Annotated in this window: 14 protein-coding genes; 7 read left to right on the top strand and 7 right to left on the bottom strand. The window is 42.4% G+C overall.

The window, feature by feature from the left end; all coding sequences use genetic code 11:
- The first annotated feature begins 165 nt into the window (after positions 1 to 165).
- Positions 166 to 2,706 (top strand): TonB-dependent receptor, encoded by a 2,541-nt coding sequence (locus ACFSJY_RS03205; RefSeq protein ID WP_386031045.1) that lies wholly within the window; start codon positions 166 to 168, stop codon positions 2,704 to 2,706.
- A gap of 75 nt (positions 2,707 to 2,781) precedes the next feature.
- On the opposite strand, the gene argR is transcribed toward ACFSJY_RS03205, so the two are convergent.
- Entirely contained in the window at positions 2,782 to 3,258 is a 477-nt protein-coding gene (gene argR, locus ACFSJY_RS03200) for a transcriptional regulator ArgR (RefSeq protein WP_386031042.1), read from the bottom strand.
- 305 nt (positions 3,259 to 3,563) lie between these two features.
- Here argR and mdh point away from each other — a divergent pair, with 305 nt between their 5' ends.
- Positions 3,564 to 4,499, top strand: a complete 936-nt coding sequence (mdh, locus tag ACFSJY_RS03195; RefSeq protein ID WP_386031040.1) for a malate dehydrogenase — start codon at positions 3,564 to 3,566, stop codon at positions 4,497 to 4,499.
- A gap of 77 nt (positions 4,500 to 4,576) precedes the next feature.
- On the opposite strand, the gene ACFSJY_RS03190 is transcribed toward mdh, so the two are convergent.
- The 3 genes from ACFSJY_RS03190 to ACFSJY_RS03180 all read right to left on the bottom strand — a co-directional run bounded on the left by ACFSJY_RS03190 (position 4,577) and on the right by ACFSJY_RS03180 (position 7,718).
- Positions 4,577 to 5,332 (bottom strand): substrate-binding periplasmic protein, encoded by a 756-nt coding sequence (locus ACFSJY_RS03190; protein WP_386031038.1) that lies wholly within the window; start codon positions 5,330 to 5,332, stop codon positions 4,577 to 4,579.
- Between the two features lie 124 nt (positions 5,333 to 5,456).
- Positions 5,457 to 6,686, bottom strand: a complete 1,230-nt coding sequence (locus ACFSJY_RS03185; protein WP_386031036.1) for a dipeptidase — start codon at positions 6,684 to 6,686, stop codon at positions 5,457 to 5,459.
- Between the two features lie 102 nt (positions 6,687 to 6,788).
- The gene (locus ACFSJY_RS03180; RefSeq protein WP_386031034.1) at positions 6,789 to 7,718 is read right to left on the bottom strand and encodes a sulfotransferase; all 930 of its coding nucleotides are present in this window, start codon (positions 7,716 to 7,718) and stop codon (positions 6,789 to 6,791) included.
- Positions 7,719 to 7,860: 142 nt separating this feature from the next.
- Between ACFSJY_RS03180 and ACFSJY_RS03175 the strand changes: the two genes are divergently transcribed.
- On the top strand, positions 7,861 to 8,937 hold the full coding sequence (locus tag ACFSJY_RS03175) for an acyltransferase family protein (protein ID WP_386031032.1): 1,077 nt from the start codon (positions 7,861 to 7,863) through the stop codon (positions 8,935 to 8,937).
- An 83-nt stretch (positions 8,938 to 9,020) separates the two neighbouring features.
- Here ACFSJY_RS03175 and ispB read toward each other — a convergent pair whose 3' ends face one another.
- Positions 9,021 to 9,992, bottom strand: a complete 972-nt coding sequence (gene ispB / locus ACFSJY_RS03170) for an octaprenyl diphosphate synthase (protein ID WP_386031030.1) — start codon at positions 9,990 to 9,992, stop codon at positions 9,021 to 9,023.
- Positions 9,993 to 10,200: 208 nt separating this feature from the next.
- Here ispB and rplU point away from each other — a divergent pair, with 208 nt between their 5' ends.
- The 3 genes from rplU (at position 10,201) to cgtA (ending at position 12,119) form a co-directional block, all read left to right on the top strand.
- Entirely contained in the window at positions 10,201 to 10,512 is a 312-nt protein-coding gene (rplU, locus tag ACFSJY_RS03165; protein WP_386031028.1) for a 50S ribosomal protein L21, read from the top strand.
- Between the two features lie 18 nt (positions 10,513 to 10,530).
- Positions 10,531 to 10,788, top strand: coding sequence for a 50S ribosomal protein L27 (rpmA, locus tag ACFSJY_RS03160; protein WP_386031026.1), 258 nt, complete (start codon positions 10,531 to 10,533; stop codon positions 10,786 to 10,788).
- 167 nt (positions 10,789 to 10,955) lie between these two features.
- Entirely contained in the window at positions 10,956 to 12,119 is a 1,164-nt protein-coding gene (cgtA, locus tag ACFSJY_RS03155; RefSeq protein ID WP_386031024.1) for an Obg family GTPase CgtA, read from the top strand.
- Between the two features lie 147 nt (positions 12,120 to 12,266).
- On the opposite strand, the gene ACFSJY_RS03150 is transcribed toward cgtA, so the two are convergent.
- The gene (locus ACFSJY_RS03150; protein WP_386031021.1) at positions 12,267 to 12,848 is read right to left on the bottom strand and encodes a PEP-CTERM sorting domain-containing protein; all 582 of its coding nucleotides are present in this window, start codon (positions 12,846 to 12,848) and stop codon (positions 12,267 to 12,269) included.
- 358 nt (positions 12,849 to 13,206) lie between these two features.
- Here ACFSJY_RS03150 and folA point away from each other — a divergent pair, with 358 nt between their 5' ends.
- Positions 13,207 to 13,695: a type 3 dihydrofolate reductase gene (folA, locus tag ACFSJY_RS03145; RefSeq protein ID WP_386031019.1), complete on the top strand. Its 489-nt coding sequence runs from the start codon at positions 13,207 to 13,209 to the stop codon at positions 13,693 to 13,695.
- A 10-nt stretch (positions 13,696 to 13,705) separates the two neighbouring features.
- Here folA and ACFSJY_RS03140 read toward each other — a convergent pair whose 3' ends face one another.
- Complete coding sequence (locus ACFSJY_RS03140) at positions 13,706 to 14,194, bottom strand: putative 4-hydroxy-4-methyl-2-oxoglutarate aldolase (RefSeq protein WP_386031017.1); 489 nt, start codon at positions 14,192 to 14,194, stop codon at positions 13,706 to 13,708.
- Positions 14,195 to 14,370 lie beyond the last annotated feature (176 nt).

Genomic DNA, 14,370 nt, shown 5'->3' with positions numbered 1-14,370 from the left:
ACGTGCCAAATATGAAGCGCAGCAAGACGATAGTTTTGTCTGTTTCCCTCATTTACTACCACACTTGAGAGGGCCGCCCTCTCTGAGCTTTTAACAAAGTTTCTCAATCGTTCTTTGCCGCAGCTTGCTGGTGAAGAACACCCCGATTTATTACAAGGTTTAATCATGAAATTTAACAAGGTCATGATCGCGTTAGCGATCAATTCCGCTGTTATTGCGAATGCAATGGCGCAAAATATTTCAGGTAAAGTGGTTGATGCCCAAGGCAACCCTATCGCTAATGCTGAAATTCACGTAGAAAACGTGAAAACGCGCGTTTTAACGGATGAAAACGGTCAATTCTCTATTACTGATGTAGCTAAAGGTCCTGTAGAGCTGCACGTAAAAGCTGATAATTACAGTCATTACCATGAAGATGTGGTGGTATCTGACAGTGATGTCACCGGCTTGTCTATTACGTTAGCGCCAACGGTAATGGAAATTATCGATATTCACGCAACACCGTTGCATTCATCTGCGATTGAGTCAGCTTTACCGATCAATGTACTAGCGGCTGATGAGCTGCGTATGAAGCAAGCATCAACACTTGGTGAAACCTTGAAAAACGAAGTGGGTGTTCACTCAAGCTACTACGGCCCAGTGTCAAGCACGCCAATTATTCGTGGTATGGATGGCCCGCGTGTAATGGTTACACAGAATGGCCTAGATGTGGGTGACGCGTCTCGCGTAGGTGCTGACCATATTGTGTCAACAGAAGCGGCAACGGCAACACAAATTGAAGTATTACGTGGCCCTGCAACCTTATTTTACGGTAGCGGTGCTATTGGTGGTGTGGTTAACGTAGTAGATAACCGTGTACCAACGTCGACAGATACCACATTTGACTACTTGGCACAGCACAGCAGTGTATCCGATGAAGACGAAGCGTCTTTTGCGTTGAATACTGGTTCTGGTAACTTCGCGTTGTATTTAGATGGTTTCTGGCGTGAATCAAACGACTACGATATTCCGGGTTACGCAGAAGCACACGACGAGCACCATGATGAGCATGAAGAAGACCATGACGAGCATGAAGGCGAAGAGCATGAAGAGCACGAGGAAGAGGGCGTAAAAGGTACGCTTGAAAACAGTGCATCTAAATCTTCTGGCTTCACGATTGGTACTAGCTACATTCTAGATAACGGTTTTGTTGGTTTCTCTTACGGCCGTTTAGATCGTGAGTACGGTATTCCGGGTCACAGCCATGGTCATGGTGAAGAAGAACACGATGAGCATGAAGGCGAAGAGCATGACGAACATGAAGAGCATGAGGAAGAGGGCGTATATGGTGATTTGGAGCAAGATCGCTTCCAAATGCTAAGCGACCTTTACTTTGAAGATAAGTTCTTAAACCGCTTAGCGACTAAGTTTGCCTACACTGACTACCAACATCAGGAAGTTGAAGAGGGTGAAGTGGGTACAACGTTTAAAAACGAAAGCTATGAAGCACGTGCTGACTTATACCACGCTGATTGGAACGGTTGGAACGGTGCTTGGACGTTGCACTACAAACACAGCGACTTCGAAGCAACGGGTGAAGAAGCATTCACACCACCGTCTGAAACGTCAACACTTGCGCTTGCATGGTTGGAAGAAACACACTTAAGTGAAGATGTGTTGCTACAACTTGGTGCTCGTATTGAGTATGTGGAGCTTAAGCCTAACGGTATGGCAGAAGAGCATCATGATGATGAACACGAAGATGAGCATCATGACGAGCATGAAGAAGGCGAAGAGCATGATGAGCACGAAGATGAGCATCTAGCGTTAGATGACCAAGACTTCACGCCAGTAAGTGCGTCTGTTGGTATTGTTTGGGATTACGAGCCGGGCTACAACCTAGGTTTCTCGGCAGCATTCTCACAACGTGCGCCATCTGCAGCAGAATTATTCTCTAATGGTCCACATATCGGTACTAACACGTTTGAAGTGGGTGCACTTTACGAAATACACGAGCACGGCGACCACGTTGATATTGAAATTGGCGACCAAGATGTAGATCTAGAAACGTCTTACAACCTAGATGTGACATGGCGTAAATTTGAAGGTGACTTCGGCTTTATTGTTAGCGCGTTCTACAACCATATTGAAGACTACTACTATCAGCAAGACACAGGTTTTGTGATGGAAGATGGTCACGACCATGGTGACGAGCATGAACATGAAGACGAGCACATGGAAGAAATGGAAGATGAGCATGGCCACGAAGAAGAAGGCTTGTCATTATTCATTTATCAACAAGATGACGTTGACATGTATGGTGTTGAAGCAGAGTTTGTTTATCAAATTAGCGCACCATTAAAAATGACCGTATTTGGTGACTACATCCGTGCAGAGCTTTCTGACGGCGGTAACATTCCGCGTATTCCACCAATGCGCATTGGTTCACAGTTCAACTACGTGAATAACCAAATTGCGGCTGAATTAGCTGTTAGCTATTACTTCAAGCAAGATGATGTTGCTGAGTTTGAAACAGAAACTGACAGCTACACTATGGTTGATGCGAACTTCAACTACTTCATTGACGGTATTGGCTCAGACATGGCTATTTTCGTGAAAGGTAATAACCTGACTGACGAAGAAGCGCGTGTTCACTCTTCATTCTTGAAGAACGATGCACCATTACCTGGCCGTAATATCACAGTTGGTATTCGCGGTAGCTTCTAAGCGATATAGGTATTAAAAAAGCCACCTTCGGGTGGCTTTTTTGTTTGTGATGAAGTAGTCAGCTTACATGAGTTGCTAGCCGAGGTTCTTTTGGAATAGATCTTCTAACTTCACAATGGTTTCTGAAATCAATTTCGTATCTGTTGGCGCGATAAAAATTGTATCGTCACCAGCAATAGTGCCTAATACGCCATCACTTTTACTGACACTATCAAGCAAACGGGCAATTAATTGTGCAGCGCCCGGGCTAGTGCGGATAATGATCATCACATCGTTATGTTCTATGTCTAGAACCAACTGTTTTAATGGGCTTTTGGCTGTAGGAACGCCAAGCTCGGCAGGCAAGCAGTAGACCATTTCTTGGCGAGCATTACGGGTGCGAACTGCGCCAAACTTACTGAGCATGCGTGATACTTTTGATTGGCTGATGTTGTCAAAACCTTGCGCTTTTAACGCGTCAACAATTTCACCTTGCGAACCAAATTGTTCTTGTTTTAGTAGGTCTTTAAAGGCTTGTACTAAGGCTTCTTGTTTTTGTTGTGGTGTTGTCATAGCGTGTTGTAACCAATTGCAGTGAATGTACTACCTATGTCGCATTCCATTCAGTTATTTTTAGTCTATCCTCTACTATACCAAGTTGCTGGCGATAATTCTTGCCAATAGTGAGAATAGTTTATACGTGCTGGCAAAAGTAACATGGGTTAGCGAAAATCATCGTTTGCCTGTAAACAAAAGTTGCTTAATTAGGCGAATAGATTCTAAACACCGCTCAGAGAATAGATTGAGTTTTATGCGTCAATACTATATCTTTTGGGCGACAAAAATTAACGTAATTACTCAAATTCCGGAGAATTTCAATGAAAGTTGCTGTTTTAGGCGCAGCTGGCGGTATCGGCCAAGCGTTATCATTACTTCTAAAAACTCAATTACCAGCAGGTTCTGATCTAGCGTTGTACGACGTAGCACCAGTTGTTCCAGGTGTAGCTGTAGATTTAAGCCACATCCCAACGGCAGTTAACGTAAAAGGTTACGGTGCTGACGATTTAGCGCCTGCACTAGACGGTGCTGACATTGTAATTATCCCAGCGGGTATGCCACGTAAGCCTGGTATGGACCGTGCTGACCTATTCAACGTAAACGCTGGTATCGTTAAGACACTTGCTGAAGGTATCGTTGCAAACTGTCCTAAAGCATTAGTAGGTGTTATCACTAACCCAGTAAACGGCACAGTGCCAATCGTTGCTGAAGTATTCAAGAAAGCAGGTACTTACGAAGCAAACCGTGTATTCGGTGTAACAACGCTTGACGTTATCCGTTCAGAAGCATTTATTGCTGAACTTAAAGGTGTTGACGTAGCATCTGTTAAAGTGCCAGTTATTGGTGGTCACTCAGGTACAACGATTCTTCCTCTTCTTTCACAAGTTGAAGGTGTTGAGTTCACTGAAGAAGAAGTTGCAGCACTTACACCGCGTATCCAAAACGCAGGTACTGAAGTTGTTAACGCGAAAGCGGGCGGCGGTTCAGCGACATTATCAATGGGCGCAGCAGCAGCACGCTTCACAATGTCTTTAATCAAAGGCTTAAACGGTGAAGAGGTTGTTGATTACGCTTACGTTGCAGTTGAAAACGGCGATGCTGAGTACTTCGCTCACCCAGTACGTCTTGGTAAGAACGGTGTTGAAGAAATCCTTTCTTACGGTGAATTAAGTGCGTTCGAACAAAAAGCAAAAGAAGACATGCTTGAAACACTTAACAAAGATATCAAAGAAGGTATCGATTTCATCAACGGTTAATAGCAACTGTTATTGAATACAAAAAAGCCGCTCATTGAGCGGCTTTTTTTATGGGGATATGTCAACTTCATAGGGTACTACCTATATTTCGCTAAGGTAGATTGCCATTGTTCGTCAAACTCCATCTGACTAATAATGGGTAATAAGTAATGGTACAAATGTTCATTATCGAGTGGAATTAGGACGCGCCGGTCGTATATGTCATGTGGCTTTTTCGACAAGTGAAATTTATCCTGCCATTCGTTAATTTTTACCATGTAGTCAAAGGTTGAGCGGCTTATAACGGCGGCATCTATTCGTCTATTTAGTAGCATGCTAAATAGATCAATCTCATGAACGGTATCTATGCGCAATACGCGTTGCTGTTTGATAATTTCATTGATGCCAAAATAATAAAAACCCCTTACGCCACCAAAGACTTTACCCTCTAGCGAGTCTGGATTAATGTATTCTACAGGCGTTTCCTTGAGGGAAACCAGTTCATCTCGATCGGTGAATATTCGAGGTGACCATAAATACTTAGTTTCTTGTTTGTCCTTGAACCATACCGGGTTAACACCGAGCAGAATACCATCAAGCTCTTTCTCAGCTAACATTTTATCGATTCGTTTGCGAGGGATGTGGGTGAGTTGAAACTGATAATCTTTACTGCTGCTATTCAGGTAGTTAACAAAATCAAAATACAGACCTTTTTGTTCTTGGTCGTCAATAATGAGAGGGGGTTTAAGGTGATAGCTATAAACAGGAACAGAGAGCACGGGCGCAGAGACTACGCCGTTTGCAGTTGCATACGAGCAAAATAATCCACAGAGGAAGTATATTAACCGTTTCATGTACCCGCTTTTGAGATAACGTATAAAGTAAATGTAACTGCTTAGTGTTTGATTGGTACCTGAAGACGCCACTGTTTATGAGACGTCGACTTCTACAGATTCCATTAACTCCTGCATGACAGTACTACTTCCATGTTTGTTTATAAACACGTAGTAAATTACCGCCATAGAGCTTTCTAAGATCATCATTTGAATAACCCAAGGCCCAAAGTTCATCAGTGACAGCTGCTAAGTGTTTTGACAGCTCAGCGCAACCCGTTGCCCCTAAATTAAAGGCATTAACCATGTAGCCACCATCTGCATATTTATCGGCATTAGCCTTCACAAAGGGAACAACTTTCGACGTTGTCATCATGTCGTCTGTGCCAATACCTACATGATCAATACCCGCTACTTTTACTGCGCCATGGATCATTTCAGCGTATTGTTTAGGTGTTATATCTTCCGGCCAAATACCATCCAACATAAACTCAGCACCTGTAATGGCAACAACACCACCCATTGAAGCAACTTTCTTCACTTGTTCGTCTGAGAGTAAACGATAACATGCCGCTAAACGGTAATTAGGGTGACCTTTTTGCCAACCATTTTGCGCCATACGTTTTTGAGTTTCCGTTAGGGTTTCGTGCGGCTCACAGCCATAGGTTGAGGCAACAGGGGAATGAGAGAAAATAGGTGGCACACCGGGATGGTTTTTCTCCATATAATTCATCATATCCATGGTCGTTTGATTGGCGGTGTGTGACATATCAACGGTAATACCGTACTTGACCATCTCATCAATCACTTGTTTACCAAAATCAGTAAGGCCACCTTTATCACCATTAATAAAGGATATAACGCCAACACCCGTCAGTTCTGTCTCGTTGTAGGTCAGCTGCATGGTTTTAACCCCCATTTCAGCGACTTGTTTTACACGGCTTACATCACCCTCTAGCATCATGGTGGTTTGAGATGCCCATTGAACCGCATATTCACCGTTTTTGTGGGCTAGCGCGAAGTCTTCGGGTGTATTCACCATTCTTACCGGCGTATTAGCGGATTCGACAGCAGCGGTCCATGTTTTGTGCTCTTGCACAAATTTGTCCCATGTTGGCGTGTGTGGCGCGGCAAGCGTAACTGAAGCGCCAGAAATACCGCGAGATGCTGCTAAATCAATATAATTAGCGACTTCCACGTTATTATCCCAACCTGTTTTATGTGGCGATGCATAAAAATCAATGGCGATATTTTCTTTAACAAATTGCTGTGCTTTTGCAGACGCAGTTGTGTGCCAATCTCTTGTTTCTATTGAGGCATTGGCAACGCCAATTGTGGTTAAGGTAATTAGGACGGTGAGCAATGACCTTTTCATTCGACTTCCTTGGTATTGTCATAGAACCTTTTTCAAATATAGAAGAAAAGGTTTATTAATTAAACTCTATGTGTATGTTCATTAAGCGTTTATTTAGAACGTTTATATGTATCCGAATGTATTGCGAAACTCGCGAGTATTCGTCTTGATGTAATCAATCTCTTGCTTGGAGAGGAGCTTATGCGCCGTTTTGGGGTTGCTAAATACGGAGGCTTCAACTTTTCCTCTGCTAGAGTTACCTTGCCATGGAGCACCATTTTTTGTTGGAGTCAGTAACGAAGGAACAAACTCAATATCCAGAAACTGAGCTACTTGCCGCATTTCTTGTTCAGTATCGTTAATGAGATCTTCGTACCTAATAAAAATGGTTGGCGCAGTTTGCATCGACATCAAAGTGAAGCGGCTGTTTACTACTTCACAAAAATCTTCAAGATTGGTTGGTTCAGCCCCAAGTTGCTCGGCGACATTTCGCATACTGAGAAAGTGTTCGAGCGGGTCGCGGACCATCCAAATAACACGGAGCTTTTCGCCAAACATTTTTTGCCAACTCGCCATATACATTTCGTTGTGAGGTGCTTTTGAAACCGTCTGCCCAATGTTTATCAACGACTGCATATCGAGCTTTTTGGCTATCGAGAAAGCGGCGAAAGCAGACAAGTAACGTTGCTCAACATTTTTGGCTTGGGCAAAGCCTTGCTTTAGTGTTCGACTAAACTGCGAAAAATTGATATTGCGATAATCTCTAATGCCATAACCACTACCACCATGTTCTTTGATATCGGTGAAGGATTTTTGGTTGATATTTAGGTTTTGCGTATTGGGGTTTTCCAGTAATGCTTGAGCGGATTGCTGGTTCTCGACAATGTGACATCGCGCATCCATAAAGCGCAACTCTTCTGGAAACACGGCAAGTTGAGGGTGGTCATCTAGTAACGTGAGCGGGAGTGAAGTGCCTGTTTTTGCCATACCGCAGATAATGGTGTGAATGAAATCATCACTTTGCTGCCAAAGATTACTTAATTCAGTATTCACTGTCGTCAAAACTCCTTTTTCAACACTCTAACGCGAAGTAACAAATTGGGCAATTATCGAACAAATAATTATAAATTCTTTGGTTTACAAAAAGTTGTTAACGCTTTTATAGTGGAAAGATAAGACATGTGTTGGGGCTAATATGCAGCAAGAAAAAGCGAGTGAAAAGCCGGCCAAGAAAGGCTTTTTGAATAGCATTAATCACTTTCGTGGTATTGCCATTATCTTTATTGTGATGGCCCATTGTTATCGTCCAGCTGGGTGGGAAATAGAAACCTTTGCGGATAAAGCATGGTTCAACCTCATGATGAATGGCACCGTCTTTTTCGTATTCATTTCAGGCTTTCTTTTTCATCACGTGTTTTATCATCGCTGGGACTATGAAAAGTACATGCGAAATAAAACAAAATATGTGTTCGTCCCATACTTGATCCTTTCTTTACCTTGGATCATTTGGCATTTAACTGCGGGGAATTCGCCTGATTTACATGGGCAATACGCCAGTATTGAAGATGTCACATCCGCTGCCACATGGTATGTCGTTACGGGACGAGCATTGACAGCTTATTGGTATATTCCTATGGGTATGATGTTATTTGCTTTATCGCCTTGGGTAATGGACTTAATCAAGAAAAAATCATTGCTTACGGTTGCGATACCTTTATTTGTCGTTGCGATGATCATTCATCGTCCTATTTCTAATTTGAATGCGATCCAGTCATTGTTCTACTTCTTACCTGTGTACTTATTCGGTGTGTGGAGCTCTGAAAATCGAGATAAACTGTTTCCCTTTATTGATAAGTTCTGGGGGCTAATGCTGCTTGCAGCAGTTGCACTTGCGATTGGCCAAGCGCATTTCTTTGGTGCTGGTGTATTGAATAAAGGCGCATTTGAATTGACAGTGCCTGATTTAATGTTGCCACAGAAAATATTATTAACTTTGGTGTTGTTGGCGCTTCTCAATAAGTTTGAGCACATTCAAGTAGGTTTTTTACAAAAACTAGCGGATGTGAGCTTCGCGATTTATTTCATTCACCCATGGATTACCACACCATGGTGGATGATATACGACAGTCCCGATTTAGCAGGTCTTGCAGGCAAGGGAAATATTCTGACGACGCTGGTAGTAACAATGATTGTAATTGCTATCAGTTATGCGATAGCACTAATTTTTAAAAAGCTACTGGATAAAAAGAGTCGCTACATCATTGGCTGGTAAGTGGTATCAGCAATAGAATTTACAAGAGAACAAAAAAGCCGCATATTGCGGCTTTTTTGATTTTGCTGAATCGAAGCGAAACGTTAGCTAGAGCGATTGGCTGCGATGTGAGCAAGCGCTGCTAATGCTTCTTTGTATTGTGAATCAGGGAGCGGTGCTAAAGCGTTAATTGCCTTGTCAGCTTCTTGCTCGGCAATGCTTTGCGTGTATTCTAACGAGCCTGTTTCTTTAAGTGCTTCAAGAATTTCATCTAGGTGTTCCATACCATTACAGTGTTCAATGGCATCACGAATAAGTTGGCGCTGCTTGTCGTTGCCTTTCTCTATCGCATAGATTAATGGCAGGGTAGGCTTACCTTCTGCTAAATCATCACCTACGTTTTTGCCCATTTCTTTCGCGTCTGCTGTGTAATCCATTATGTCATCAACCAGCTGGAACGCAGTGCCAAGATGTTTACCATAGTCGGCAAGTGCCTGCTCGATCGTAGGATCATGATCGCCGATCACAGCAGCTAATTGGGTGGCGGCTTCGAATAAACGAGCTGTCTTGCTGTAAATAACCTGCATGTAACTTTCTTCAGTGGTATCAGGATTATTACAGTTCATCAATTGAAGTACTTCACCTTCAGCGACCACATTTGTGGTATCTGACAGAATCTCCATGACGCGCATCTTATTGATTTTTACCATCATTTGAAAAGAGCGTGTATAAAGGAAATCACCAACTAATACGCTTGCAGCATTACCAAACATCGCGTTAGCGGTTTCTCGACCGCGGCGAAGCTCAGATTCGTCGACTACATCATCATGAAGTAATGTGGCGGTATGAATAAATTCAACGATCGCGGCGATCGAAATATGATCCTTTCCTTCATAACCCAACGCACGAGCTGCCAAAACACTGAGCATCGGACGCATGCGTTTACCGCCCGCGTTAACGATGTAAATACCAAGCTGATTAATTAACGCTACATCAGATTGTAGCTGGCCGTAGATAAGTTCATTGACTGCCGACATGTCGTCAGAGGCGAGAGACTGAATTTCGCTCAAATTCATAGCAAGAAAAACAAGAAAATTTCGAGAGTTAAGTGCGCACAAGTGTACACTAATTCACGCTGGAATGAAGTGTTGTCACAGACTTATCAAAAATTATCTAATTAATGTCATATTTGCCTTGCGATCGGTAAACCGTTCGCGTAGAATTCGCGCCCTATATTTTTAAATTTACGCACCAATGACTAGCTGGTGCAGTACGGAGTAGCAAATGTACGCGGTATTCCAAAGCGGTGGTAAACAGCACCGTGTGACTGAAGGTCAAACAGTTCGTTTAGAGAAAATTGAACTAGAAGTTGGCGCTACAGTTGAATTCGATAACGTTTTAATGATCGCAAATGGCGACGACATCAAAGTTGGCGCACCTTTAGTTGACGGCGGTAAAGTAACAGCTGAAGTTGTTGCTCAAGGTCGTGGCGACAAAGTTAAAATCGTTAAGTTCAAACGTCGTAAGCATTCACGTAAGCAGCAGGGCCATCGCCAATGGTTCACTGAAGTGAAGATTACTGGTATTAACGGCTAATTTTAGGAGCATTTAAAGATGGCACATAAGAAGGCAGCAGGTAGTACCAAAAACGGTCGTGATTCAGAAAGTAAACGCCTAGGTGTTAAGCGTTTCGGTGGTCAAGAAGTTTTAGCAGGTAACATTCTAGTTCGTCAACGTGGTACTAAGTTCCACGCTGGTGACAACGTTGGTATCGGTAAAGATCACACTTTATTCGCACTAGCTGACGGTAAAGTTCAGTTCGACGTTAAAGGTCCTAAGAACCGTAAATTCGTAAGCATCGTTTCTGCTTAATTTACGCGTTACAAGAATAAAGAGCCCTGCTACGACGTAGCGGGGCTTTTTTTTGCTCTATAAGTAACAGGCTTACTCTTTGCTGACATTGGGCAAGCTGACAAAATCGCTTATACTAACAAGCAATCTCAAATTAATTATTTCCTGTACGGAGTAAACAACACCCTATGAAATTCGTTGATGAAGTCGAAATTCGCGTAGAAGCCGGTGACGGTGGTAATGGCTGCGTCAGTTTTCGTAAAGAAAAATACATTGAATTTGGCGGCCCAGATGGCGGCGACGGTGGTGATGGTGGTGACGTTTACTTAGTAGCTGATGAAAACCTAAATACCCTTATAGATTATCGTTTTGAGCGCTTTCATAAAGCAGAGCGTGGTCAAAATGGTATGTCGCGCAATTGTACGGGTAAAGGCGGTAAAGATCTTTTCTTGAAGGTGCCTGTCGGTACGCGTGCAGTAGATGTTGATACTGGCGAACAAGTCGGTGATCTGACTAAACACGAACAGAAGTTAATGGTCGCTAAAGGTGGCTGGCACGGTTTAGGTAACACACGTTTTAAGAGCAGTACTAACCGTGCACCACGTCAAAAGACAAACGGTACTGCAGGTGAGATTCGCAACCTGAAACTTGAGTTGTTATTGCTTGCTGATGTTGGCTTATTAGGTTTACCAAACGCGGGTAAATCAACGCTGATCCGCAGTGTTTCTGCAGCTAAGCCAAAAGTGGCTGATTATCCATTTACTACACTAGTGCCAAATTTAGGTGTTGTACGCTTAGATGCACAGCGTAGTTTTGTTATAGCGGATATCCCTGGTTTAATTGAAGGTGCAGCCGAAGGGGCTGGCCTAGGCACAACGTTCCTCAAACATTTAGAACGTTGTCGCATATTGCTTCACGTCGTCGACGTGATGCCTGTTGATGGATCGGATCCTGTTGAGAACGCAAGAACGATCATTTCAGAATTAGAACGTCATTCAGAAAAGCTTGCAGGCAAACCGCGTTGGTTAGTGCTTAACAAGCTAGATTTGATGCTTGATGAAGAAGCAGAAGAAGTGAAGCAAGAAATTGTTGACGCATTAGGCTGGGAAGGACAAGTTGTCAGTATTTCTGCGTTCAATAAAATGGGTACAGAAGAGCTTTGCCAAGATCTGATGAGCTTCATCGATAGCTTACCTGCAGAAGAAGAAAGCACCGAAGAAGAAGAAAGCGTTGAGTTCAAATGGGATACGTATCATCAAGATGCGATGTCTGAAGTGGATGATGACGACGATGATTGGGACGACGATGATGACGATTATTGGGATGAGAATGTCGTCTACACCAAAGAATAGGTGTTGTCGTCTCATTATGTTTGCATCTTCATATGAATTGAAAAGTTAGAAGCGAAACATAGTCAGTAAAATGGCAGTAGTGCCAACATTTAGAGAAAAGCAGAATAATTGAGATTATTCTGCTTTTTTGTCTTTATCGACGGCTTATTACTTAGCGTTTCTGAATTGACGTGTCGATAAAACAAATATACCCATTGCGATCATGATGACCGTTGAAGGTTCTGGCACTGTTAATGATTCACGCACAACGAGGGTATCATAGTAGCCTACTGCAAAATTATCAGAAAAGCTCCAGTAACCATCTAGACCATTGCCCCAATCGATGTGAGTATAGTTATTTGAAAACCAAGGTGCAGCTACGGCAACATTACCGTTCGGCAGTGAACCAGATAAATTAGCCACTCTTGCACCTGTAGACTCATCTAAATTATTCCCCGTGAAATAGTCAACATTTGCACCTTCAAATACAAAATCCCAAGGAGTAATGCCTAGTTGATTAAAAAGCACAGAATCCATGGCACGCCAGCCAAATTGAGACTGGTAAGACAGATCAAGTGGATCACATGAACTCGGTCCTAGGCCGCAAGGATTTGCCCAAGCTATATCGTAGCCATCGATAGTAATATAAGCATTTTCACTCACTTCTGAAAGTAAGATAGATGAATTCGCAATACCACATATAAAAAGGCTTAAGCCAACAACTATGCCTTTTAATAAATTGTTTTTCATTATGTTGTTCCGATATATAAAAAGAATAAGTGTTTGATTCCAATCGGTAAGGCTCACAGCAAAAACCAAACCATATATTTAAGTTTATGATATTATTGTTAAATCTATTTTTATGGTAATGGATTACAGGTATTTGTTAAATATTCTGACACTTTGTGACTGATGTAAGTGATTAAATTAAATATATTTTTTATTTCTGTCTTTTATCAGTCACCCTTGAAAACAACACGATAACCCCTCATTACTACTAATACACATACACTTAGTTCAGTGATATTTTTAGCCACTTTCATTTCTTTTTTAGCAAGAAATGAAGTAGCCAAAAAGTAGTCATTAACATAGCAAAAATAAACAGATTATGAGCACTCTTTCAATGATTGTTGCGCATGCACATAACCGCGTAATAGGTAAAGACAACGATATGCCTTGGCATTTACCCGCTGATTTAGCTTATTTCAAAAAGACGACCTTAGGTAAACCTGTGATCATGGGGCGTAAGACATATGAATCGATAGGTCGTCCACTGCCTGGACGCTTAAATATTGTCATTTCTCGTGATCCTAGTTATGAAGCTGAAGGCACGACAAGTGTGACATCGGTTGATGAAGCACTTAAAGCTGCTGGTGAAGTGGAAGAAATTATGGTGATAGGTGGAGGGGCTATTTATGCGCACTGTTTGCCTAAAGCCGACCGTCTTTATATTACCCATATCGATGCTGATATCGACGGGGACACTCAGTTTCCTGAATACGATTTGTCAGAATGGGAAAAAACCGCTAGCAATATCTTTGTAGCCGATGAGAAGAACCAATACGATTTAGACTTTTGCGTATATCAACGAAAATAGCGCATTAACGCTATTCTGTTGATAACTCAACTGGTGAGATGATTACGCCGTTCAAATCGGCGTACAGCCAGTCTCCATGGCTAATTTCAACACCTGCCAACGTAATTGGGACATGCTTTTCTCCAACACCTTTCTTTTCCGTTTTCATTGGATTTGTTCCAAGTGCTTTGACGCCGAGGTTAAGCGTGTTGATTGTGGCAACATCGCGAATGCATCCGCTAATCACAAGACCTGCCCAACCATTCTTAACGGCAGCTTCTGCTAACATATCGCCAAGCAACGCTCTTCGCATGGATGCGCCACCATCGACAACCATGACTTGATTATTACCGGGGGTATTCACTAACTGTTTTACGACAGAGTTGTCTTCAAAACATTTGACAGTGACAACTTTGCCCGAGAACTCAGTCTTTTCCCCAAAGTGTTGAAAGGGAAGTTCTATGACTCGAACGTTATCTTCAAATTCATCACATAGATCAGGAAGAAGATCAATTGGCATATGGGCGATCCTAACTTTAGAAAAGTAAATTTAGCTTACCTTGAAAAGCTGTCCGCTAGGCATATATTTTAGGAATGCTGGGTATAATTAGTCGAAGTGAAATAAAGCGTTAAATTAATTGGTATGTATTACACAAAAAAAAAGCCGCATAATGCGGCTTTTTGCTATCTGCTTGT

The sequence above is a fragment of the Thalassotalea euphylliae genome, assembly GCF_042682785.1.
Classification (GTDB): domain Bacteria; phylum Pseudomonadota; class Gammaproteobacteria; order Enterobacterales; family Alteromonadaceae; genus Thalassotalea_F; species Thalassotalea_F euphylliae.
Note: the sequence above shows the minus strand (reverse complement) of the source record. Positions and strands in the feature narration are given on the sequence as shown.

Bases quoted from the DNA above. Each gene is read 5' to 3' on its own strand.
- ACFSJY_RS03205 (WP_386031045.1), top strand. From the start codon at position 166: ATGAAATTTAACAAGGTCATGATCGCGTTAGCGATCAATTCCGCTGTT.
- argR (WP_386031042.1), bottom strand. From the start codon at position 3,258: ATGACAACACCACAACAAAAACAAGAAGCCTTAGTACAAGCCTTTAAA.
- mdh (WP_386031040.1), top strand. From the start codon at position 3,564: ATGAAAGTTGCTGTTTTAGGCGCAGCTGGCGGTATCGGCCAAGCGTTA.
- ACFSJY_RS03190 (WP_386031038.1), bottom strand. From the start codon at position 5,332: ATGAAACGGTTAATATACTTCCTCTGTGGATTATTTTGCTCGTATGCA.
- ACFSJY_RS03185 (WP_386031036.1), bottom strand. From the start codon at position 6,686: ATGAAAAGGTCATTGCTCACCGTCCTAATTACCTTAACCACAATTGGC.
- ACFSJY_RS03175 (WP_386031032.1), top strand. From the start codon at position 7,861: ATGCAGCAAGAAAAAGCGAGTGAAAAGCCGGCCAAGAAAGGCTTTTTG.
- ispB (WP_386031030.1), bottom strand. From the start codon at position 9,992: ATGAATTTGAGCGAAATTCAGTCTCTCGCCTCTGACGACATGTCGGCA.
- rplU (WP_386031028.1), top strand. From the start codon at position 10,201: ATGTACGCGGTATTCCAAAGCGGTGGTAAACAGCACCGTGTGACTGAA.
- rpmA (WP_386031026.1), top strand. From the start codon at position 10,531: ATGGCACATAAGAAGGCAGCAGGTAGTACCAAAAACGGTCGTGATTCA.
- cgtA (WP_386031024.1), top strand. From the start codon at position 10,956: ATGAAATTCGTTGATGAAGTCGAAATTCGCGTAGAAGCCGGTGACGGT.
- ACFSJY_RS03150 (WP_386031021.1), bottom strand. From the start codon at position 12,848: ATGAAAAACAATTTATTAAAAGGCATAGTTGTTGGCTTAAGCCTTTTT.
- folA (WP_386031019.1), top strand. From the start codon at position 13,207: ATGAGCACTCTTTCAATGATTGTTGCGCATGCACATAACCGCGTAATA.
- ACFSJY_RS03140 (WP_386031017.1), bottom strand. From the start codon at position 14,194: ATGCCAATTGATCTTCTTCCTGATCTATGTGATGAATTTGAAGATAAC.